We start from the raw sequence: 22,763 nt of genomic DNA, 5'->3' as shown, positions 1-22,763 counted from the left end.
TAAATTTGCATTCAATAAAATAGAATTCGAGACATGAATAATTTAGCATAAATGCAGGGAACGGTTTATAAATCTACAGGGAGCTGGTATCATGTGAAAGCTGATAACGGTGAATTTTATGAATGCAGGATTAAGGGGAAATTCAGGATCCAGGGGATTAAAAGTACTAATCCTGTTGCGGTGGGTGATAAAGTTCAGTTTGACCTGGAAGAAGGAGTAGAGGAGCAGACCGGGGTGATCAAAAAGATCACGGAGCGTGAAAACTATATTATCAGGAAATCTGTGAATCTATCGAAGCAAACCCATATTATTGCTTCGAATATAGACCAGGTTTTTCTTTTGATTACCCTGAATAATCCTCCAACGCTTACCACCTTTATAGATCGTTTTCTGGTGACTGCTGAAGCCTACGGAATTAAAGCGGTACTACTTTTTAATAAAGTGGATACCTATTCTATTGAAGAGCTGGCAGAAGTGAAATATCTTGCTGAATTATATCGTGCTGCGGGTTATGAATGTATAGGGATTTCGGCAAAAGAAGGGAAGAACGTAGATAAGGTTAGGGAGAAGATGATTGGAAAGACCAGCATGATCTCAGGTCACAGTGGTACAGGAAAATCTACTTTGATCAATCACATAGAACCCAGCCTGGATCTTAAAACTTCTGAAATTTCCAGACAACATAGCCAGGGACAGCACACCACCACATTTGCGGAAATGTTCGATCTAAGTTTTGATGCCAGGATCATTGATACGCCGGGTATCAAAGGATTTGGGGTAGTAGATATGAATCGCGAAGAAATTAGAGATTATTTTCCCGAATTCTTTGAAAGAAAACAGGATTGCAAATTTCACAATTGCCTGCATATAGAGGAACCAAAATGTGCCATTAAAGATGCCCTGGAAGAAGGTGAAATCGCCTGGTCCAGGTATAAAAGTTATTTGCAGATCATGGAAGGGGAAGATGATAATTATCGAGTAGATCAATATCAGAAATAAATGAGAGCAGTAATACAAAGAGTTTCCGAAGCATCTGTAATGGTAGATCATAAAGTTTGTGCTGTTATGCAACAGGGTTTATTGATTTTACTGGGAGTAGAAACTGAAGATGTCGAAGAGGATATTGACTGGCTATGCAGAAAGATCGTGAATATGAGGATCTTTAATGATGAGGAAGACGTAATGAATGAATCCTTAAAAAGTGTAGACGGGGATGCCATTATTGTTAGTCAGTTTACCTTACACGCCAGTACCAAAAAAGGAAATCGTCCCAGTTATATAAAAGCTGCCAAGCCAGAAGTCGCTGAGCCTATGTATCAAAAATTCATTTTGAAGTTTGAACAGGAATTAGGTAAAGAAGTAGGCACCGGAGTTTTTGGAGGCGATATGAAAGTCTCTTTATTAAATGATGGGCCGGTTACAATTTTATTAGATTCTAAGGACAAACGTTAAAAAACGTTAATTTTTTATATATTGCGCTAAATTTTAAGCCAGCCCCCCGGAATGCGCAATTTTATTGTTGTTATTTTCCTTGGCCTTTTTTCTACCCTACATTGCCAGGAAAACTATAAGGTTAGTGATATTAACCTAAAGATGTTATTAAATGCAAACGCTGTAGTTCGTGAGCATCACACCGAGATAGAGATTGAAAATATAGATGATGTTGAGATATTTACCTATAGAGTTGTAACCGTACTTAATGAATCTGGTGAAACTTTTATAAACGCTTACGAGAATTTTGATAAAGGCAGGGTTATTCTTGATCAGGAAGCTGTGATATTAAATGCTGAGGGTGACGAGATCAGGAAATTTAAAAAGCGGGATTTCAATTCTCAAAGTAATTTTCAAAACTTTGTTCTATTCTCTGATAATAAGGTTAGTTACCTTGAATATACTCCACGAAAATATCCATATACGGTAATTTATTCCTCAAGAATTAGAACTGAAAGTTCTGCGTTCCTGCCAGATTGGTGGCCTGTAGAAGGGTATAAGGTTAGCGTTGAAAAGTCTTTTTACAAGATCATTAATGAGGAAAGAATTCCAATAAGATTTACAGAAAGAAAACTGGATGGACTGGCGATAAGTAAAGAATATTCCAAGTATGAATTAGATTATACAGCCGAAGATATTCCAGCTAAAAGCTATGAAGAATTGAGTCCGTCTTTTAGAAATAGTAGCCCCAGGCTTATGGTTGCTTTGGAAGAGTTTTCTTTAGAAGGGATTTTAGGAAAGGCGACAAACTGGGAGGATTTTGGAAAATGGCAATATGATAATTTAGTTGCCGGGCAGGGAGATTTATCAGGGGTAATCGTTAGTAAGGTCTCTGGGTTAACTCAAAATGCGAAAACCAAAGAAGAAAAAGCCCGTATTATTTATAAATATGTTCAGGATAATACTCGTTATATAGCAGTAATGCTTGGGATAGGTGGCTGGAAGCCATATAATGCGCAGGAAGTGGATAGGTTGGGTTATGGTGATTGTAAAGGGCTGACCAACTTTACTAAAGCATTGCTAGCTTCCCAGGGAATAGAATCTGATTATACTGTGATTTATGGCGGCCCTAAAAGAGATATAGACCCTGAGTTTACTAAAATGCAAGGAAATCATGTGATACTCAGTATTCCAATGGATAATAAAGATGATATCTGGTTGGAATGTACCAGTCAGGATGCCCCGTTCAATTATTTAGGCGATTTTACTGATGATCGTTATGCTGTAAAAATAAAACCTACAGGCGGTGAGATCGTAAGAACTAAAAAATACACAGCAGAAGACAACTTACAAAAGACTTCTGCTGAAATTAAGATAAACGAAAATGGAGGTTTTGATGCTACTTTAAATAGATATAGCTATGGGGTTCCATACGGTGATATCTACCTGCTGGAATTGCAAACAGAAGATGTAAAAATGAATTATTATCGTGAAAACTGGCCTCAGTTTCAAAATGTAATGTTTGATTCTATAATTCTGAAAAATGATAAAAATGATATTGAATTTTCAGAAAAGCTTAGGTTCCAGGCAAACCGTTTCTGCAGTAATGCTGGTGACCGACTTCTGATTCCCTTAAATTTTATAGAAAATTTTGATCTTACGGTCGAAAAAGATAAGAACAGAGAAAATCCAATTCAGATACTTAGAGGGAAAAGTTATCAGAATCAATTCAGATTTATATTACCTGAAGGTTATACTGTTGAAGCCTTACCAGGAAGTAAAGAACTTCAAACCGAGTTCGGAACTTTGAAGTTGAAAATTTCAGTAGAAAATGAGGAAGATACAGAGGTGATCCTAGTGGAGAGAAATTTACAAATTGAAGAAGGAGAATGGGCTCCTGAAAAATTCAAAAAATTCAAAGATTTTATAAATCAAATCCATCACCTAAGTAATCGCAAAGCTGTGATCGCTCCAATTAATAAAGCTTAATAAAATGCGCCAAATCTACCTGACCACAACAATCCTTTTTTTTATTGTTTTCCAACTTAACAGTCAGAACTATAAGTTCGGTAAAGTATCAGAAGAGGAAGTCCTGCAAAAGGAACATCCCGTAAAAAAAGATGCAAACGCTGCGGTACTTTTCAGAAGTCAGAAGGTTTATTATGACTATGATAAAAATAATGGGTTTCGCCTAATTACAGAGGTTCATGAAAGGATTAAAATTTACAGCAAAGAGGGCTTTGATTGGGCTACCAAAGAGATAAGAAAGTACACCGGGAAATCTGATGAAGATGATTTAACAAGTTTAAAGGGATATACCTATAATCTTATCGATGGGAAACTTGAGGAAGAGAAGTTAAAGAACGATGAAGTTTTTGAAGAGGAAAAATCAAAATACTGGACGGTCACCAAATTTACCATGCCTGCTGTTACTGAAGGTAGTGTGATCGAGTACACCTACAAGATCAAATCTCCTTATATAGGATCTATAGGGAAACTGCCATTGCAATATAACATACCAATTGATAGGCTAGAGGTAGATGTGAAAATTCCCGAATATTTTTATTTCAGTAAATTTCAAAATATGCGTTCTCCCCTACAATATAAACTCGAAGAAAGTACTAAAAGGGATAGTTACACTTTTTCTACAATGAATCGTAATTCGAGCATGCACGTAGTGAAACAAACCAGGGAAAACACTAAAATTGAGTTTACTAATTATATTTATTCCATTAATGAAAATGATATTCCAGCGTTAAAGAAGGAATCCCATGTGGAGAATCTACATACCTATGCAGCTTTTATAGACTGGGAGTTACAGTATACCAAATTTCCAAATTCAACCATTCAGAATTACTCTCAAACTTGGGAAGACGTAACCAAATCTATTTATAATGACCTTGGGGTTGGCCAGGAATTAAAACGTGATGGATTTTATGATGAAGAAATAGATCTGTTACTTTCTGGATTATCAGATCCTAGAATGAAAGCTGAAAAGATCTTTGCGTTTGTGAAGCAAAAAGTAAAGTGGAACGATTATGTTGGATTCTATCCGGATAACGGTACAAAAAAGGCTTTTAAAGAAGGTTCTGGTAATACAGGGGATATTAATCTATTGTTGATATCTATGCTGAAATATGCCAATTTAGATGCTCAGCCTGTATTATTGAGTACGCCATCCAATGGGATTCCTCTTTTTCCAACCAGGGATGGTTTCAATTACGTTGTTGCAGGGCTTAGAATAGACGGGAATTTATTTCTCATGGATGCTACAGATCCAAATGCTGGTATAGGCGAACTTCCAAAAAGAGCTCGTAACTGGCAGGGTAGATTGATTAAAGAAGGAGGAGAATCTTCATGGATAAATCTTATGCCCGATTATATTTCTGAAAATTCTTTAAGAATGAACATCAAATTTGAAGGTTCAACAGCAATAGGTAGGAATTATAGAAATTACAACGGACTTTTTGCAAAAGAGTTTAGAGAGGAACATTCCAAGCCGGAGCAGAATAATAATGTTGAAGAAAGACTGGAATTTGTTCCAGATATCGAAATTAGTGAGTATAAAGTTGAAAATAAAGAAAACTTAGGAGCAGAAATAATTGAGAAATTTGAATTTAAACTCCCTGCTGCAACAGATGTCATAGGAGATAAAATATACCTGAAACCCTTGTTGTTTGAAGCAATTCAGGAGAATCCGTTTAAGGATGAAACCAGAAGCTACCCTGTATTCTATGATTATCCTGAAGTAAAGAAATATTTGATAAATATAATGCTACCTGAAGGTTATAAAGTTGTCTCGCTTCCAGAGAGTTCAGTAGTAAAGCTTGGAGAAGATGATGGAGAGTTTAAATTTATTCTGAATGCATCTGGAAATATTATACGCCTATCTTCCCTTATAATGATTAAGAAAACTGCATTTCTACCTCAGGAATATAATTTCTTAAAAAAGTTTTACAGGAATATTATTAAAAAACATGGCGAAGCTATAGTTTTGGAAAAAACAATCGAAGATGGAAATAGCGAACTCACAGAAAGCGGTAGATAACTGGATAAAAGAACACGGTGTTCGTTACTTTAATGAACTAACCAATATGGCACAACTAACCGAAGAGGTTGGAGAAGTAGCCCGGATAATTGCTCGCAGGTATGGTGAGCAAAGCGAAAAAGAAAGTGATAAGGATAAGGATCTGGGTGAAGAACTTGCAGATGTTATGTTCGTGGTATTATGCCTGGCGAATCAAACGGGTGTTGACCTTCAGGAAGCTTTTGATCGTAAATTAGATATCAAGACCAAACGAGATAAGGATAGGCATAAGAATAACGAAAAGCTTAAATAATGCAGTTTAAATCTATAGTGTCGCAAAGATCCTTCTGGAAATCTGTATTCTGGTTAGGCCTTTCATTCCTGGTTTTATATAATGTGATCACCATGTTATTTGAATATGGAGAATTCGCCTTTGTTACTTTTTTCAAAGAAAGAACAGCAGATGGAAAATTAGTGAGATTTATAATCGGGCAATTACTGGCTGCATTTTTATACGGATTTATTTTAGCCTTCGGTCAATTTCGGGGGAAGCAAAAGAAAGATTAATTTAGTTGTTCATTCCTTTATTTCGTAAAATGAATTTATCCCTACATAAAAATCAGGCTGAAATTAAAGCCGATCTACAGATCACCGGTTCAAAGAGTGAGTCTAACAGGCTATTAATACTTCAGGCTTTATATCCCGAAATTGAAATTGAAAACCTCTCCAATAGTGATGATACAGTGGTCCTTAAAAAGGCTCTGGAAAAAGGTGATGGTCTTATAGATATTCATCATGCTGGTACAGCCATGCGTTTTCTTACGGCCTATTTCGCTTGCAAGGAAGGTTGTGAAGTTGAGATCACCGGTAGTAAAAGAATGAAGCAGAGACCTATCAGGTTACTTGTGGATGCGTTGCAGAGAATGGGTGCCGATATTGAGTATAAAAATGAGGTTGGATTTCCGCCCTTGATCATTAAAGGTAAAAGGCTTCATGCAAATTCTGTAAAATTAAAGGCAAATATCAGTAGTCAGTACATTTCGGCTTTGATGCTTATTGGCAGCTCATTACCTAATGGTCTGGAAATTATCCTGGAAGGTCAGGTGACTTCCACTCCTTATATTTTAATGACCCTGGAGATCCTTAAACAAGCGGGTATAGAAGGAAACTTTAAGGACGATCGCGTCTATATTGCTCCTGTTAACAAACTTGAACCTGCGAGTATAGCAGTAGAATCAGATTGGAGTTCTGCTTCTTATTTTTATAGTATTGCCGCTATTTCAGAATCTGCAGAAATCAAACTTTCCAATTACAGAAAAGACAGCAGGCAGGGTGATTCATGCCTGGCAGAGATCTACCAGCATTTTGGGGTCCAGACTGAATATTCAAAGAACTCTATTCTGCTTAAGAATGAGAAAATGAAACGTTCAATAAGAATCAATGAAGATCTTAGGAACTCTCCTGATATTGCGCAAACGATCGCTGTAACCTGTCTGGCTCTGGGGATGGAATGTGTTCTGGAAGGTTTACATACGTTGAAGATCAAAGAGACAGATAGGCTATTGGCATTAAAGAATGAAATGGAGAAATTCGGAGCCAGGGTTCATATCACCGATGATTGTCTACATCTTCTGCCAACTAAAACCCTGGCTAAAGATATATTGATAGAAACCTATAATGATCACCGCATGGCGATGGCATTTGCACCACTTGCATTAAAAACTTCGTTTTCAATTAAAGACGCCGGAGTAGTTTCAAAATCTTACCCGGATTTTTGGAAAGATCTCAAAGAACTCGGCTTTGAAACACAGGAAATTATTTAATTTTTAAATAAACACTTATTTACTTGACAACCCCTATGTTGAGATTGTATATTTGCAGCCTTTAAAACAGGAACTATGGGAATGAAACTTTCAAATTTCAATTTTGAACTGCCTAATGAACTTTTGGCTGAGTATCCATCTGAAAATAGGGATGAAGCAAGGCTAATGGTGCTTAACCGCAAGGAGCAGACGATTGAACATAAAAAATTCAAAGACTTAATCGATTATTTTGAGCCGGAAGATGTGATGGTTCTTAATAATACCAAGGTTTTTCCAGCCAGACTTTATGGTAACAAGGAAAAGACCGGGGCTAGAATTGAAGTTTTCTTGTTAAGAGAATTAAATCCTGAAACTAAATTATGGGATGTTCTTGTAGATCCTGCCAGAAAAATTAGAATTGGAAATAAACTTTATTTCGGTGAAGACGAAAGTCTTGTTGCTGAGGTTATAGATAATACTACTTCCAGAGGTAGAACCTTGAGATTCCTTTATGATGGATCTTATACAGATTTCAGAATTAAATTGAAAGAACTGGGACAAACTCCACTTCCAAAGTATATCAAAAGAGATGTAGAGCCGGAAGACGAAGAGAGATACCAGACAATATACGCAAAGAATGAAGGAGCAGTTGCAGCCCCAACAGCTGGATTGCACTTCTCTAAGCATCTGCTTAAGAGGTTAGAGATCAAAGGTGTGGATTTTGCTGAAGTTACTCTTCATGTTGGTTTAGGAACTTTTAGCCCGGTGGAGGTAGAAGACCTTAGCAAACATAAAATGGATAGTGAAGAAGCCTTTATCCAGAAGGACGCTACAGATGTTATTAATAAAGCAAAGCTTGAAAGAAGAAGAGTTTGTGCTGTTGGTACTACGGTAATGAGAGTTTTAGAGAGCGCTGTATCGTCAGACCAAACCTTGAACGAATTCGGTGGGTGGACTAACAAGTTTATCTTTCCTCCTTACGATTTCAATATCGCTAACTGTATGATCACCAATTTCCATACGCCAAAGTCTACTTTGCTTATGATGGTGTCTGCATTTGCAGGTCATGACTTTATGAAAAAAGCATATGAGGAAGCTGTAAAAGAGAAATACAGATTCTATACTTATGGAGATGCAATGTTGATTATTTAATCAACCATTATAATATTTAAAGGCCATAAGCTGATTTTCGGTTTATGGCCTTTTTTGTAAGCTATTGATTTTTAAAAGACTGATGCATTCAGTTTTAACTTCGTAATTTAGCAGCGTGAAAGACAAGAAGAAAGATATACGGGCATTAACTAAAGAGCAACTACAGAAATTCTTTGTTTCTGAAGGAGATAAATCATTCCGTGGTTCTCAGGTGTATGAATGGTTGTGGAGTAAAGCTGCTCATTCTTTTGATGATATGACGAATATTTCGAAGGAAACGAGGCAAATGCTGAAGGATAATTTTGTGATCAATCACATTCGTGTTGACAGAATGCAGCGTAGTAGTGACGGGACCATTAAAAATGCTGTTAAACTTCATGATGCCCTAACGGTTGAGTCTGTATTGATCCCAACAAAGACCAGAACTACTGCTTGTGTTTCCTCGCAAGTTGGTTGTAGTTTGGATTGCCAGTTCTGTGCAACAGCAAAACTAAAGAGGATGCGTAATCTTAATCCTGATGAGATCTATGATCAGGTGGTTGCTATAGATAACGAGAGCCGACTTTATTTTGATAGACCTCTTTCAAATATTGTTTTCATGGGAATGGGAGAGCCGTTGATGAATTATAATAATGTAATGAAAGCGGTAGAGAAGATCACTTCTCCCGAAGGTCTGGGGATGTCGCCTAAGCGAATTACCATCTCAACTTCTGGGGTTCCAAAGATGATCAAAAAGCTGGCAGATGATGAAGCTAAGATCAAATTAGCGGTATCATTGCATTCTGCCCGAAATGAGGTAAGGACTAAGATCATGCCTTTTAATGAAACTTTTCCTCTTGAAGATCTTAAAGATGCCCTGGAATACTGGTATTCTAAAACTAAAAGCAGGATCACTTACGAATATATCGTCTGGAAAAATATTAATGATACCCGTGAGGATGCTCAGGCACTTGTAAGATTCTGTAAATATGTGCCCTGTAAAGTTAATCTTATTGAATACAATCCTATTGATGACGGGAATTTTCAACAGGCAGCTTCAGAGGCAACTAATATGTATCAGGATATGTTAGAGCGTAATGGAATCACCGTGACCGTAAGGCGATCCAGAGGTAAGGATATAGATGCTGCTTGCGGACAGCTAGCGAATAAATCTGCATAATTTCCCTATAAATATATCGGGTATTCCTTCGGTTTAAATATGTATATTTACGGCCTTTATGAAGGTTATTTCCCAAATAAAACTTCCCGTGGAGAAAGAAATGGAACTTTTCGAAAAAAAGTTCTTCGAATCCATGTCCTCCAAAGTTGCGCTTCTAAATAGAATTACCCACTACATAGTTAATAGAAAAGGGAAGCAAATGCGTCCCATGTTCGTATTCCTGGTAGCCAAGATGGTTTCAGACGGGAGTGTGAATGAAAGAACTTATCGCGGAGCTTCGGTGATTGAGCTTATTCATACCGCTACTCTGGTGCACGATGACGTGGTAGATGACTCAAATCGTAGAAGAGGTTTTTTCAGCATTAATGCATTATGGAAAAATAAAATTGCCGTACTCGTTGGGGATTACCTCTTGTCAAAAGGCCTTTTGTTGTCTATAGATAATAATGATTTTGACCTGCTGAAAATTATTTCGGTAGCGGTAAAGGAAATGAGTGAGGGGGAATTGCTTCAGATAGAAAAAGCGAGAAGGCTGGATATAACCGAGACGGTTTATTATGATATTATCCGTCAGAAAACAGCAACCCTAATTGCGGCCTGTTGTAGTCTTGGCGCAGCTTCAGTAAAACCTGAAAGCAATGAAATCGCCAGGATGAGAAGATTTGGTGAGCTTATTGGGATGGCCTTTCAAATTAAAGATGATCTATTTGATTATGGAACCGAAAAGATAGGAAAGCCTACCGGGATAGATATCAAGGAGCAGAAGATGACTCTTCCGTTGATCTATACGTTAAATAATGTTTCTAAGAAGGAAAAGGACTGGCTTATAAATTCTGTAAAGAACCATAATAAGGATCGCGGCAGAGTAAGAGAAGTAATAAATTTTGTTAGAGATAACGGTGGCCTGGACTATGCGGTAAAGAGAATGAAGGAATTTCAAAAAGAAGCCTTGCTAATTCTCGAGGATTACCCAAAATCTGAATATAGAGACAGTCTGGAATTGATGGTGAATTATGTAATTGAGCGTAAGAAATAAAAAAAGCGAAGTGATAACTTCGCTTCACAAATAAGGTGATTTCTATTTAAGCTGCATCATCTGTCGCTTCTTCGCCGTTCACGTCATCTGTATCGTGAATTTCCTCATCAATTTCCTGTTCCACTTTTTCGGCTCCCTTTTTAATCTTTTCACCAGCTTCTTTTGCTCCGGCTTCGATGTCTTCACCTATAGCCTCAGCAGCCTCTTCTGTTTTTTCCTGAGTTGTTTCACGACAGGAATAAATGGAAAGACTGAAAATCGCGGCAAATAATAAAATCACTGTCTTTTTCATTGTAATAAAATTTAGGGTTAATTAAAAAAAGCCATTCAATGAATGGCTTTAATTTTATTTAGAAAGAAGATATGATTACATATCGTCGTCTGCGTTCATATCATCAGTTCCTTCTACTTCTTCTTCCATTTCGTTTTCTGCATTTTCAGCAGCATTTTCTACATCCTGTCCAGCTTCTTCTAGCTCATTTCCTGCTTCATCAGCAGCATTTTCCATATCCTCACCCATAGATTCTACAGCGTCTTCAGATTTTTCTTCAGTAGTTTCTCTACAAGAGTAGATAGAAAGAGACATTGTTGCAACAGCAAATAGTAAAAATAATTTTTTCATTGTTAAAATGTTTAATTAGTTGAAGAGACAAAGTTAAACAAATTTTAATTATGCAAAAGGACTCTTTTCACTTAAATATTTCCAGTATCTCTTAGGTACATGCTGTACGTGAAGGCGCATGTTTACTCGGCTTTTGATGTTTGTGGAGTCAAAATATTCTTTCCATAATTTCTGAAAATAGATTTCACCGGGGTCAAAATATTCTAGATTTCCGCCTGAAATACCTATATCTTCAGGTAATTCCATTGAGACATATTCGGTTTTGGTAAGGTCGTAATAGGCACCGATCCTTCTTTTGATATCATATATCAACCATTTTTGATCTGCATACCTACTTTTGAAATGTTTGATGATAATAGGTAATACATTAAAGTCCGGTTCAATAATAGCAAAATAGATATCATCCTTGGTAAGCCTGAATCTTACAAATGCTTCCATTCGATGCTTTTCTCTTCCTACCTGCTTGGCAATATTAGATATATATAGAACCGCGGAATGAGAATAATCTGTATCTACTTTCTGCTTATTAGAAAAAATATACCTGATCATTTCATATAATTTCATCTCTATTCCCGGAGCTTCACTTAAAAAAGCCCATTTTATTCTGGTCATTCCAGTTGATGAAACCTTCGCTTTTAAACCTTTTAGAACCCTTAGGGCTTTGAGTTCGTCTGAAATTATTTGATGCGTATCACTAAATAACTGACCTTGATCTTCCCCTGCCGGGACTATTTCAACAATATTCAATTTTTGCTCATAGGCATCGAATATGCAGGTTAGAAAACCTTTAAAACTTCCATCATATTTAAGTACCGCATCCTGCATTAAAATAAACTTAGTTGTGGGCTTAACTCTTTTCTGAATTTACTTTGGGAGGTCTTAATTATAACTTGTTTAAGTTGCTCACTGGTTAGATCTTTCAATTCTTTTTCACGGGAATCACAGGTAATAAAATACTTTGCACGATTTATGGCGATACCTATTTTTTGAAGGTGCTGCCAGTTGAGCTTTCTATATTTTCTGGCCTGGACGATCTTATTTGTAGATTTTAATCCTATTCCCGGAACCCTTAGTAAGAGTTGTTTATCAGCCATGTTAATATCTAAAGGGAAGAGATGACGGTTACGTAGAGCCCAGCTTAATTTCGGGTCTACTTCCATATCTAAATGTTGAAAACTGTCATTTAATAACTCCCTGATATCGAAACCATAGAAGCGCATAAGCCAGTCTGTCTGATATAATCTATTTTCCCGAAGCATGGGAACCTGGGTTCCAATAGCCGGAAGTCTGGGGTCTGTACTAATTGGTACGTAGCCAGAGTAATAAACCCGTTTCATATTATAATTCTTATAGAAAAAAGCAGAAGAATACATTATATCTCGGTCACTCTCTCCTGTTGCTCCTACGATCATTTGGGTGCTCTGACCGGCAGGGGCATATTTAGGGGTACTCTTAATTAATTTAGATTCCTGTTTATATTGAATGATCTCATCTTTAACCTTTTTCATAGGTTTCATGAAATCTTCGTGTTTTTTATCTGGTGCAAGTAGTTTTAGTCCCGATTTAGTAGGGATCTCAATATTTACGCTTAATCTATCGGCATAGAGTCCAGCTTCTCTCATGAGTTCATCACTGGCGCCGGGGATGCTTTTTAAATGAATATATCCATTGAAATTTTCTTCTTTCCGAAGTTTTTTAGCGACCTGAATTAATCGCTCCATCGTATGGTCTGGACTTTTAAAGATGCCCGAACTAAGAAATAATCCTTCTATATAATTTCTCCGGTAAAAGCTAATGGTAAGATCAACCACTTCCTGTACCTTGAATGCAGCTCTTTTAATATCGTTGCTTTTCCTGGTCACACAGTAAGCACAATCAAAAATGCAATGATTAGTAAGTAATATCTTAAGCAGAGATACGCAGCGGCCATCTTGTGTATAGGAATGACAAATACCCATTCCTGATGAATCACCTAATCCTTTATTACTATTCTTTCTTTTGCTACCACTGCTGGAGCAGGAAACGTCATATTTAGCAGCATCGGCTAGAATATTTAGTTTTTCTTTAATTCGGTCGAAATCCATAAAATTGGAATTTTTCCAAAATTAGGAAAAATTCCAATTATCATTTAAAAAACCTGAAATAATAATTAGCTCATTTCAGTTTTAGTTGAGCTCAATTAACTTCGTTAGACTTTTCTTCGGGATAGGTATCAGGATCTTCGCCTGCCAGTCGGGCAAAGTTTTTATAGGCCTGCTCAACTTTTTCCTTCGGTGTTGTCTGAAATTCTTTTTCTGTAACCTCATATTTCTCCTGTAGCTCATTCAATTCCGCATGTAATTCTTTCTGAATTGACGCATACTCGGGATCATTATAACGATTGTTCTCTTCCTTTGGGTCTTCCTTAAGATCGTAAAGCTCCCATTCATCTATATCGTCATAGAAGTGAATTAGTTTATATCTGTCTGTTCTAATTCCGTAATGCCTTTTTACCATATGGAATGCAGGAAAATCGTAATAATGATAATACACAGCATTTCTGAATTTTTCTGAACTAGGATTAGATGTTAATAACGGTTTCAAGGATTTACCTTGCATGGCCTCTGGTATTTTAGCGCCTGCAAAATCAAGAAAGGTAGGAGCGAAGTCAAGATTTTGAGTAAGGGCATCTATAGTAATTCCTTTTTGGATCGCATTTGGATATTGAATTAGTAATGGCATAGCCAATGATTCTTCATACATAAAACGTTTGTCGAAGAAACCCTTCTCGCCGAGATAGAATCCCTGGTCTGTAGTGTATACGATAATTGTATTTTCGGTAAGGCCTTCTTTTTCAAGATAATCAAGGATTTTACCTACTCCTTCATCTACAGCTTTCACGGTACCCATGTAATCTCGAAGGTATCTCTGACCTTTCCACTTTGCAAGTTCCCTCCCTTTTAAATTGGCATCATGAAAAGCATCATTTTTGGGTCTGTAACCATTATTCCATGCTTGTCTTTGCTCATCTGTCATTCTATCAAAATCGGAAGTCCATGGATTAATTCTTAGTGAATCACTCCCTTTAGCAACGCTAAGTTTGAGGTCATGACCATCATACATATCTTCATATATAGTTTGAAGTTGCTGTTGAGAGGCTACCTGTCCTTTATGCTTGGAAAAGTATGAATCTGGTAACGGGAAATTAATCGAGTCATAGGTATTTATATGTCTAAGGGGTGGCATCCAGTTTCGGTGTGGCGCTTTATGATGTACCATCAGGAAAAAGGGTTCATCTTTTTTTCTTTTTACATCAATCCACTCAATACCCATATCGGTTATTATATCGGTAGCGTAGCCATTTATAATAGTTGTATCCTTTTCATTTATGAATTGCGGGTTATAATAGTTGCCCTGGTCATTTAAAATATTCCAGTAGTCAAAACCTTGTGGTCTTCCATGTAGATGCCACTTTCCAACTATAGCGGTTTGGTACCCTGCTTCTTTCAGGAATTTAGGTAATGTGGGCTGGGAGCCGTCGAAGGTCTCGCCATTCATCCTAAATCCATTAATATGACTGAATTTTCCAGTTAAAATTACTGCTCGACTAGGCCCGCAAATAGAATTTGTACAGAAATTATTTAAAAAGCGAGCACCATTATTTGCGATCCTGTCAATATTCGGAGTTGGTGCTAATTGACTTACCGGATGACCATATGCACTTATTGCCTGTGCTGCGTGATCATCGGTCATTATAAAAACAATGTTTGGTCGTTTTTGAACGTCTGTTTTTTTCGTTTCTTTTTCTTTTTTATCTCCACAACCTGTGAAAATTGAAATTGAAATCAAAAGGAGTATTAAGGATGTAGAAGAAAAGTGATATTTATGCATGAAATCGATTTTAAAAACTGAAATTTACGAAAGTTTTCGGTGAAAATTATTAATTTTCACCTGCACAACAACTGCTCAAAGCTATACACAGTATGAAAATATATGCATTTAAATGCTTGATTTTAATAGGATTGTTGTTAAACAAGACTTATTCGCAAGAGTTGGTGCCACCTATACAAAACTATTCACCTACAGATTATTCTGCAGCTAGTCAAAACTGGGATATTGCGGTAGATGATAGTGGGGTGATCTATACCGCAAATAATCAAGGATTACTTGTATTCGACGGATTGAGCTGGGAATTATTTCCGTTAGAAAGTCAATCTATTATTCGTTCTGTATATCCACATAATGATCGCGTTTATACTGGTTCTTATCAGGAGTTTGGGTATTGGGAAAGAACACCTAATGGTTGTATGGATTATATATCATTAACTCCATTATTGGAAAAATTCGGGATGAATAGTGACGAATTCTGGGAGATCACCTCCCATAATGGGGCTATTTATTTTAGATCCTTTGGAGCAGTTTATGAATATAGGGAAAACAGGATTTCTAAAGTAGAAGATGTGGTTTCCACGGCTCTAGGGGTTTATAAAGATAAATTGATCTTTGCTCCCAGGAAGAATGGGTTGTCTTATTTAGATAAGGATCAGAATATTAAAAAGTTACAGGGAGATCTAAGCCTTTTGGATGGGGTGAATATAATTGATATTGAAGCTAAGGGAGATACACTTTATATAGGAAGCAAAGAGTCACTTTATGTATATTCTAATGAGAAGCTGTCAAAGGTGGTAAACCCTGATTTAAATGAACTACTTAAGCGTTCTGAACTAAATCATATAGTATCTGTTTCTAATGATGAAATAATATTAGGCACTATTAAAAATGGTATTGCTCAGTATAATTTAAAGACTGATGATTTTCATATATATAACCGAACTTCAGGCTTACAGAATAATACTATTCTTGGTATTTCTTACGCGAAGGAAAAACTCTGGTTAGCACTGGACAAAGGGGTAGATAGGATAGATCTCAATGCTCCTATAAAATTTTATACCGATAATACCGGTGAGTTAGGTGCGGTATATGATTTACATAAATATAGAGGTGATTTTTATCTTGCTAGCAATACCGGAGTTTATAGTTTCACCGGAGATGCGCTCCAGTTAATTGAAAATGCCGGTGATCACACCTGGAATCTTGAAGAAATTGATGGTGTGCTTTATGCCAATCATAATACGGGAGTATATCAAATAATTGATAAAAGTTTCATTCCCATAGATACCAGAACAGGAAGTTTCTCTATAGATAGAATAAATGAGACCACAAGCAATTTATTGATATCACATTATACTGGAGTAAGTAAATATAATAGAAATAGCGGAGATTTACGTGAACTTGAGGAACTCAACTTTCCTGTGAAGAATGTGGTTTTTGAAGATATTAATACATTCTGGGCAGCCCATCCTTATGAAGGCATCTATAAGATTTCTCATAGTGACTTTGAAGATCTGAAGATTGAAAAAATTAGATCACTTGGTGATAATGAGAATTTTAATCCCAAGGTGTATAAGATCAATAACCAGATTATTGCTTATGTCAATGATCAGTGGTTTAAATACAATCCATTTCAGGATGACTTTCAACTATTTAATGAATTAAAGAGTTTTAATGGATCTGGATTGATCAGTAATGGTCCGGATCACTATGTGTTTGTAAATTCTGAAACAGGGAATTTGCTAATTTCCGATCTTATGGATGAACAAATTTCACTGGGACCAAAGGATTTAAATTTTCGTCTTGTAAAGTCTAATGAGAATTTTATCCTGGAAAATGACTCCATATGTTATGTAACACTTAATGATGGTTTTGCCCGGATTAATCTAAATATACTTCGAAAGGAAAATAAGGAGCAATGGGTTAGTCAACCTTTTTTAAAGGAATTCTCTGATGATATTCAACGGTACTCATTGGAGAAAAAGCCGGTTATATCTTATAAAAATTCACATAATATTACTGTGAAAGCTGGAATGCCGGTTTCGAAAGCTAATAAATTAAGATATAACCTGGATGGAGAAGAGACGCTAAGTGGTACTATAGAATCCGGAACTTTAAATTTCCGGAATCTGAAACATGGAAATTACCACTTGAAATTAAGTGCTTCTGGAAATAATAATGAAGTTTCAACTACTAATTTTGAATTTTCTATTGCACCTCCTTGGTATTTTTCGGGATACATGAAATTGGTTTATCTTCTAATTGTACTGGCATTAATCTTCTTCATTTATTGGATGAATCAACAAAAACTCAAAAAACATCAGTTGCAGTTGGAAGCGAAGTTTGAAAAGGAACATTCTGAGAGATTAAACCGTATCGAAAAGGAAAGGTTAATAAACGAGATCGACTTGAAAAGAAAGGAATTAGCCAATACTACTATGATGGCTGCAAAGAAGAACGAAGTTTTAATGGAGATTCAGGGAGAGTTAAATAAGGATAAAGGCAAGTTTTCCAATCAATTTCGCCTGAAACATATTATGAATAAGATTAATAATGCAGTTAAGAATAAGGATGAGTGGAAGGTGTTTGAAACTAACTTTAATGAAGTTCATGAAGACTTCTTTAAGGATGTCCTACAAAAATATCCCAGGCTTACGAGTAAAGACTTAAAACTATGTTCATATTTAAAGATGAACTTAAGCTCAAAGGAGATCGCCCCATTAATGGGAATTTCAGTGCGAGGAGTAGAGGTACATCGCTATAGATTACGCAAAAAAATGGATCTTGATAGTGATGTGAATTTGACAAAATTTCTAATTAAGAATTTTTGAATTCTTAAGAAAAAGACAAAAAATTATGAAAATAACACCACTACATTACTACATCATTCATCTTTTTTTTAATAAAAAATATACTTCATTGTCTATGTAAGTACTTGTAAATTAGGCTTATAAAGTTTAAATTAGTTTGATGTAGTAGATGTGTACTATAACGTTTGCGTAAACTTAGTGCTTGAGCGTATCTTTCTAATACAAATTAAGCAAAAACACCTTACAAGTATGAAAGTAAAACTATTCTTTGCTTGTCTTCTTTTTTTAGTCCTAACAGGAGTAGCACAGGCACAACAAACCAAAACCATTAGTGGTATCGTAACCGGTGCCGATCAGGTTCCTTTACCGGGAGCAGAAATAAAAGTTAACGGTAAGGAGATTTATGATGTAACCGATTTTGACGGGAACTTTTCATTGGAAGGCGTTGAAGTAGGAGATACATTTACAGTTACATTTCTAGGGTTTGCTCCCCAGGATGTCGAAATAACTGAAAGTTCTAATTATCCTGTTGTATTACAAGAGGATGCTGGTCAACTTGACGAAGTCGTTGTAGTTGGTTATGGTACTCAAAAGAAGGTAGACTTAACCGGGTCTATAAGTACTATTAAATCTGAAGATATTGCTAGAACTCCTTCTGGATCTGCAATGCAGTCACTCCAGGGTAAAGTAGCAGGTTTACAGGTTGTTAGTAGCGGTGCTCCAGGTACATCACCAACCATAAGGGTACGTGGTCTAGGTTCTTATACAGGAGATGGAGCTTCAGATCCATTATATGTGGTAGATGGTGTCTTTTATGATGACATCGATTTCTTGAATAGTGAGGAAATTGAAACAATTTCAGTTCTAAAAGATGCTTCAGCGTCTGCTATTTATGGTGTAAGGGCTGCCAATGGTGTAGTTTTAATTGAAACTAAGTCCGGTAAAAAGAATCAGAAACCTCAAATAACCTATGATGGTTATCAAGGTATGCAAATCGCTCAGAATGTTGTTAAGTTATCAAATGCTGAACAATTTGCTACACTAGCACGAGAATCTGGTTCTGCAGCAGAAGCTAGTTTTATAGAGAATGCCATGCAACGCTATGGCCGTAGCAGAGTAAACCCAAATATACCAGATGTAAATACAGATTGGTACGACCTGATTTTACGTGATGCTCTTATACAAAATCACAGTTTAGGAGTAACAGGTGGATCAGAAAGTGTGACCTATTCATTAGGATTAAGTCAGTTTTCACAAGAAGGTATTTTAAAAATGAAAAATGACTATGAGCGATTTAATATAAGGTCTAAAGTAAATGTAGATATAACCGACCGCTTAAAAGCTGGTGTTTCCACAATTTTTAGTAATGCTACTAGGTACCGTCCAGAGGATGCGGCATTTAGCTCTGCTTATTTCGCAGTGCCAATTATGCCAGTTCTAGATACAACTAAAACAGATGCATTTCCTAGACCTTATGCTAATGCACAGGATTTAGGATATAGAGGCCCTCAAAATCCATTTCCTCTAATGGAGAATACGGAAAACAGAAATAAAATCCGTAATACTTTAATGACGTTTGATTTGTCTTATGAATTGATACCAGAAGAATTAACTTTTAAAACGGTATACTCTCATAATTTTGAAACTTTAGAAACAAGAGAGGTTAGGCTTCCTTATTTCTTTGGTAACGGAAATGCATTCAGGGAGAATGCAGAATTAATTAAAAGACAGGAAACACTTTCAGAACAAACCTGGGATAATACCTTAACATATAATAATGATTTTGGAAAACATAATCTAACAGTTCTGGCAGGTACCTCATTTAGAGATCGTTCATTTGAACAATTAGAGGCTAAAGGATTAAACTTTCCAAATGGTCCCGGAATAGGAGATGAGTCTTATTTCCTGGATCTATCTAAAACTATAGATGTAGATGGCGTTGGAGACAATGGTGTGCAACAGTATTTCTTCTCATACTTTGGACGTGTTGCTTACAATTTTGATGATCGTTACCTGTTATATGGAACTTTCAGAGCAGATGGTACAAGTAAATACCAGGAAAAATGGGGTTATTTCCCTACCGTTGGTCTAGGTTGGGTGATTTCAGAAGAATCATTTATGGATGATGGTTTTTTCGATTTCCTTAAATTAAGAGCTAGCTGGGGTGAATTAGGAAACGCTAATGTAAATGCAAGTACGGGAGGAATTACTTCAACAGAGGTTGATGCCGCTTTTGGAGATGTGCGATACCCGGGATTAGTAACAAGTAGTGATTTTGAAGCCTTAAAATGGGAGGTTACAGCAGAAACCAACGTAGGTATTTCTGCCAGGTTAATTGATAGTCAGTTGTCTATCGAGGCCGACTATTTTACAAGAGAAACTAGAGATGCGATTATACCGGTTTCAAGACTTTTAGTACCTGGTTCAACAAGACAGAACGTAGGAATTATAGAAAATTCTGGATTCGAGATTGCCATAGATTGGAATAAACAGGTATCAGAAGATTTTGGTTACAGCATTGGAGCTAATTTCTCTACTTTGAAGAATGAAATTTTAGATCTTGCTGGTCAGGAAAATCTTACTTCTGGAGGAGATGTGGCACAGCGAAGCGTTGTTGGAGGAAGTATCAACTCATTTTTCGGCCTTGAGGTTGCTGGTGTTTATCAGACTCCTGAAGAAATTGCAGCCGACCCAGCAGCACAAGCAGCAATTGCAAACGGTTTAACAGTTGCGCCAGGAGATTTTAGATTTGTAGATCATAATGGTGATATGGTGATAGATGCTCAGGATAGAGTAGATCTAGGTTCTTATTTACCGTCTTACAATTTTGGGTTCAATCTCGGACTTAACTACAAAGCATTCGATTTTAATTTGAATGTTATTGGACAGGGAGGAAATGTGATTGCGAATATGAAACGATTTGCTATTCGCCAGACACCAGATCCTAATATAGATAGGGATTTTGCAGTTAATCGCTGGAATGGTCCAGGTACCTCAAATGACTATCCATCTGCGAGAGGTATAAGAAACCCCTGGAGTAACCAATTCCTTAATAGCTTTTTTGTAGAAAAAGGGGACTTTGTAAGACTTCAGAATGTAACCCTGGGTTATACATTACCAGAGTTTAATGGAGATTTTAATCCAGATATTCGTTTTTACGTTACAGCAGAACGCCCATTGACCTTCTTTGATTACAATGGATTTACACCTGAAGTGCCAGATGGTAGAGATAATCAAACTTATCCTATCCCAGGTGTATATACATTCGGAGTAAATATTAAAATTTAAAAAAACAGCTATGAGATATTTTAAAATAAAACGATTCCATTTGTTTTTAGCAATGCTAGGTTTGCTACTGGCAGGCTGTGCAGATGAATTAGATCAACCTGAACTTAATAATAATTTTGCAGGGGGAACAGATTTTACACAAACTGAAGACATGATTTTCTCTCTTATTGGTGTCTACCAATCTGTAGCCGCTAGAGGTTGGGAACAACCATTAGTGGTATCAACCAGAGGGGATGATGTGAATGCCGCTGGAGATCAACAAGGTCTTAAAAATCAGGATCGCTACGTATATGATAATTCCTTTTTTGGTTCCAGAACTTTATGGGAAACCTATTATGAAGATATAATTCGTGCCCATACTGCCATGGAGCAAATAGAAAGATATATGGAATTTGCAGATGAGGATGGCCAGGCCTTGGGAGAACAGTATATCGCTGAAGCGAAAGTATTAAGAGCTGTACTACTGTTTCAATTGTCACAGGTTTATGGAGCGGTTTTTATCCCTCAATCTTCAAATCTTGATGAATTTGCAGACGTAACTAGTGTTCCTTCTAAAGATGAAGTTATGCAACATTTATCAGATCAGATGGATGAGGCAATTCCATTCTTGTTAGACATGAGGCCTAATGAACGTACCGATTTGCCTGGAGGTGTTACAAAATATACCGCTTTACACATTAAGGCTTTAGCTAACCAGGAATTGGAGAATTATCAGGCAGTTGCAGACGCTACCGGAGAAATAATAGATTCTGGTAAATTCAGTCTATACCCTGATTTTTACGAACTTTTTAAAACTCCCGGCAAACTAAGCAATGAAAGTCTTTATGAATTTCAGTATTCAGATTTTGGTGAAGGAACTGGTGACAGAGTTTCCCATCTTTATGCGCCGTATGGTCCGAATGGCTGGACGCCTGCCGTTTCCGGTGCTGGAGCAGGATGGGGCTTTTTTGAGCCAAGTATGAAATATGTTACCTTCATGTTAGATAGGGGAGAAACAGAGCGTTTGGAAACTTCAGTCCTGTTTACTCAAAATGGTATTGATAGTATAATCAATACAACCTCCTATACCGCAGAATCTCTTCCAGACTTTGTTTCTCCAACTACAAGAGATGGAGATGTTCTTAGGGATAATGCAAGACATATCTTTTCAAGTGGGAAACATTACTTGCCAAGTAATCAATTAATACCTGGACGTACGGCTTATGGAAGTAATAAGCATTATATAGTTTATCGCTATGCTGAGACACTACTAATGTATGCTGAAGCTGTAATACAGGGCGCGTCGCCATCTTCAATTTCAGCAGATGAAGCCGTAAACCAGGTTAGAGAGAGAGCTGGTTTGCAACCTATAAATGGAGTTACTTTAGATCAACTGGTAGATGAAAAATATGCAGAACTTGCGTTGGAATGGGGTAAACGATTTTTTGATATGGTTAGACTGGGAAGATATGATGAACTGAGTTTTGGAGGTAGAACTTTTACACCAGATAAAGCATTTGTTACCTATCATCAAGACCAGATAGATGAATTCCCAATATTAGGGGAGATAGTTAATAATAACTAATG

18 protein-coding genes are annotated in these 22,763 nt (G+C 36.7%); 13 read left to right on the top strand and 5 right to left on the bottom strand.

Annotated features, from left to right (window positions below; genetic code table 11):
- The first annotated feature begins 51 nt into the window (after positions 1 to 51).
- The 10 genes from rsgA to G530_RS0113675 all read left to right on the top strand — a co-directional run bounded on the left by rsgA (position 52) and on the right by G530_RS0113675 (position 10,607).
- Positions 52 to 999 (top strand): ribosome small subunit-dependent GTPase A, encoded by a 948-nt coding sequence (gene rsgA / locus G530_RS0113720; protein ID WP_026935080.1) that lies wholly within the window; start codon positions 52 to 54, stop codon positions 997 to 999.
- A complete protein-coding gene (dtd, locus tag G530_RS0113715; RefSeq protein ID WP_026935079.1) occupies positions 1,000 to 1,452 on the top strand; it encodes a D-aminoacyl-tRNA deacylase in 453 nt (150 codons plus the stop codon). It begins immediately after the preceding gene.
- 51 nt (positions 1,453 to 1,503) lie between these two features.
- Positions 1,504 to 3,420 carry a transglutaminase family protein gene (locus tag G530_RS0113710; protein WP_026935078.1) on the top strand — a complete coding sequence of 639 codons (1,917 nt, stop codon included), beginning with the start codon at positions 1,504 to 1,506 and terminating at the stop codon, positions 3,418 to 3,420.
- Between the two features lie 4 nt (positions 3,421 to 3,424).
- Positions 3,425 to 5,479: a DUF3857 domain-containing protein gene (locus G530_RS16980; protein WP_051199797.1), complete on the top strand. Its 2,055-nt coding sequence runs from the start codon at positions 3,425 to 3,427 to the stop codon at positions 5,477 to 5,479.
- Positions 5,445 to 5,771, top strand: coding sequence for a nucleotide pyrophosphohydrolase (locus G530_RS0113700; RefSeq protein WP_026935077.1), 327 nt, complete (start codon positions 5,445 to 5,447; stop codon positions 5,769 to 5,771). Before G530_RS16980 ends, G530_RS0113700 begins: the two co-directional genes overlap by 35 nt.
- Positions 5,771 to 6,025 carry a hypothetical protein gene (locus G530_RS0113695; RefSeq protein WP_026935076.1) on the top strand — a complete coding sequence of 85 codons (255 nt, stop codon included), beginning with the start codon at positions 5,771 to 5,773 and terminating at the stop codon, positions 6,023 to 6,025. Before G530_RS0113700 ends, G530_RS0113695 begins: the two co-directional genes overlap by 1 nt.
- 29 nt (positions 6,026 to 6,054) lie before the next feature.
- A complete protein-coding gene (gene aroA, locus G530_RS0113690; protein WP_026935075.1) occupies positions 6,055 to 7,281 on the top strand; it encodes a 3-phosphoshikimate 1-carboxyvinyltransferase in 1,227 nt (408 codons plus the stop codon).
- A 75-nt stretch (positions 7,282 to 7,356) separates the two neighbouring features.
- Positions 7,357 to 8,412 (top strand): tRNA preQ1(34) S-adenosylmethionine ribosyltransferase-isomerase QueA, encoded by a 1,056-nt coding sequence (gene queA, locus G530_RS0113685; RefSeq protein WP_026935074.1) that lies wholly within the window; start codon positions 7,357 to 7,359, stop codon positions 8,410 to 8,412.
- A 115-nt stretch (positions 8,413 to 8,527) separates the two neighbouring features.
- Entirely contained in the window at positions 8,528 to 9,571 is a 1,044-nt protein-coding gene (gene rlmN / locus G530_RS0113680; protein ID WP_026935073.1) for a dual-specificity RNA methyltransferase RlmN, read from the top strand.
- 58 nt (positions 9,572 to 9,629) lie between these two features.
- A complete protein-coding gene (locus G530_RS0113675) occupies positions 9,630 to 10,607 on the top strand; it encodes a polyprenyl synthetase family protein (protein ID WP_026935072.1) in 978 nt (325 codons plus the stop codon).
- Between the two features lie 46 nt (positions 10,608 to 10,653).
- On the opposite strand, the gene G530_RS0113670 is transcribed toward G530_RS0113675, so the two are convergent.
- The 5 genes from G530_RS0113670 to G530_RS0113650 all read right to left on the bottom strand — a co-directional run bounded on the left by G530_RS0113670 (position 10,654) and on the right by G530_RS0113650 (position 15,099).
- Positions 10,654 to 10,899 carry a hypothetical protein gene (locus G530_RS0113670; RefSeq protein ID WP_026935071.1) on the bottom strand — a complete coding sequence of 82 codons (246 nt, stop codon included), beginning with the start codon at positions 10,897 to 10,899 and terminating at the stop codon, positions 10,654 to 10,656.
- 75 nt (positions 10,900 to 10,974) lie between these two features.
- Positions 10,975 to 11,229 carry a hypothetical protein gene (locus G530_RS0113665; protein ID WP_026935070.1) on the bottom strand — a complete coding sequence of 85 codons (255 nt, stop codon included), beginning with the start codon at positions 11,227 to 11,229 and terminating at the stop codon, positions 10,975 to 10,977.
- 48 nt (positions 11,230 to 11,277) lie between these two features.
- The gene (locus G530_RS0113660; protein ID WP_026935069.1) at positions 11,278 to 12,054 is read right to left on the bottom strand and encodes a TIGR03915 family putative DNA repair protein; all 777 of its coding nucleotides are present in this window, start codon (positions 12,052 to 12,054) and stop codon (positions 11,278 to 11,280) included.
- Entirely contained in the window at positions 12,054 to 13,313 is a 1,260-nt protein-coding gene (locus tag G530_RS0113655; RefSeq protein ID WP_026935068.1) for a putative DNA modification/repair radical SAM protein, read from the bottom strand. Before G530_RS0113655 ends, G530_RS0113660 begins: the two co-directional genes overlap by 1 nt.
- Positions 13,314 to 13,404: 91 nt before the next feature.
- Positions 13,405 to 15,099, bottom strand: coding sequence for a sulfatase family protein (locus G530_RS0113650; RefSeq protein ID WP_026935067.1), 1,695 nt, complete (start codon positions 15,097 to 15,099; stop codon positions 13,405 to 13,407).
- A 92-nt stretch (positions 15,100 to 15,191) separates the two neighbouring features.
- Between G530_RS0113650 and G530_RS0113645 the strand changes: the two genes are divergently transcribed.
- From G530_RS0113645 to G530_RS0113635, 3 genes are all read left to right on the top strand, one after another.
- Positions 15,192 to 17,930: a helix-turn-helix and ligand-binding sensor domain-containing protein gene (locus G530_RS0113645; RefSeq protein WP_026935066.1), complete on the top strand. Its 2,739-nt coding sequence runs from the start codon at positions 15,192 to 15,194 to the stop codon at positions 17,928 to 17,930.
- A 228-nt stretch (positions 17,931 to 18,158) separates the two neighbouring features.
- The gene (locus tag G530_RS0113640) at positions 18,159 to 21,197 is read left to right on the top strand and encodes a SusC/RagA family TonB-linked outer membrane protein (RefSeq protein WP_026935065.1); all 3,039 of its coding nucleotides are present in this window, start codon (positions 18,159 to 18,161) and stop codon (positions 21,195 to 21,197) included.
- Positions 21,198 to 21,207: 10 nt separating this feature from the next.
- Positions 21,208 to 22,761, top strand: a complete 1,554-nt coding sequence (locus tag G530_RS0113635; protein WP_026935064.1) for a RagB/SusD family nutrient uptake outer membrane protein — start codon at positions 21,208 to 21,210, stop codon at positions 22,759 to 22,761.
- Positions 22,762 to 22,763: the final 2 nt, after the last annotated feature.

This window comes from Christiangramia echinicola DSM 19838 (assembly GCF_000423065.1).
Taxonomy (GTDB): Bacteria; Bacteroidota; Bacteroidia; order Flavobacteriales; family Flavobacteriaceae; genus Christiangramia; species Christiangramia echinicola.
This window is presented reverse-complemented; position numbering and strand designations above follow the sequence as displayed.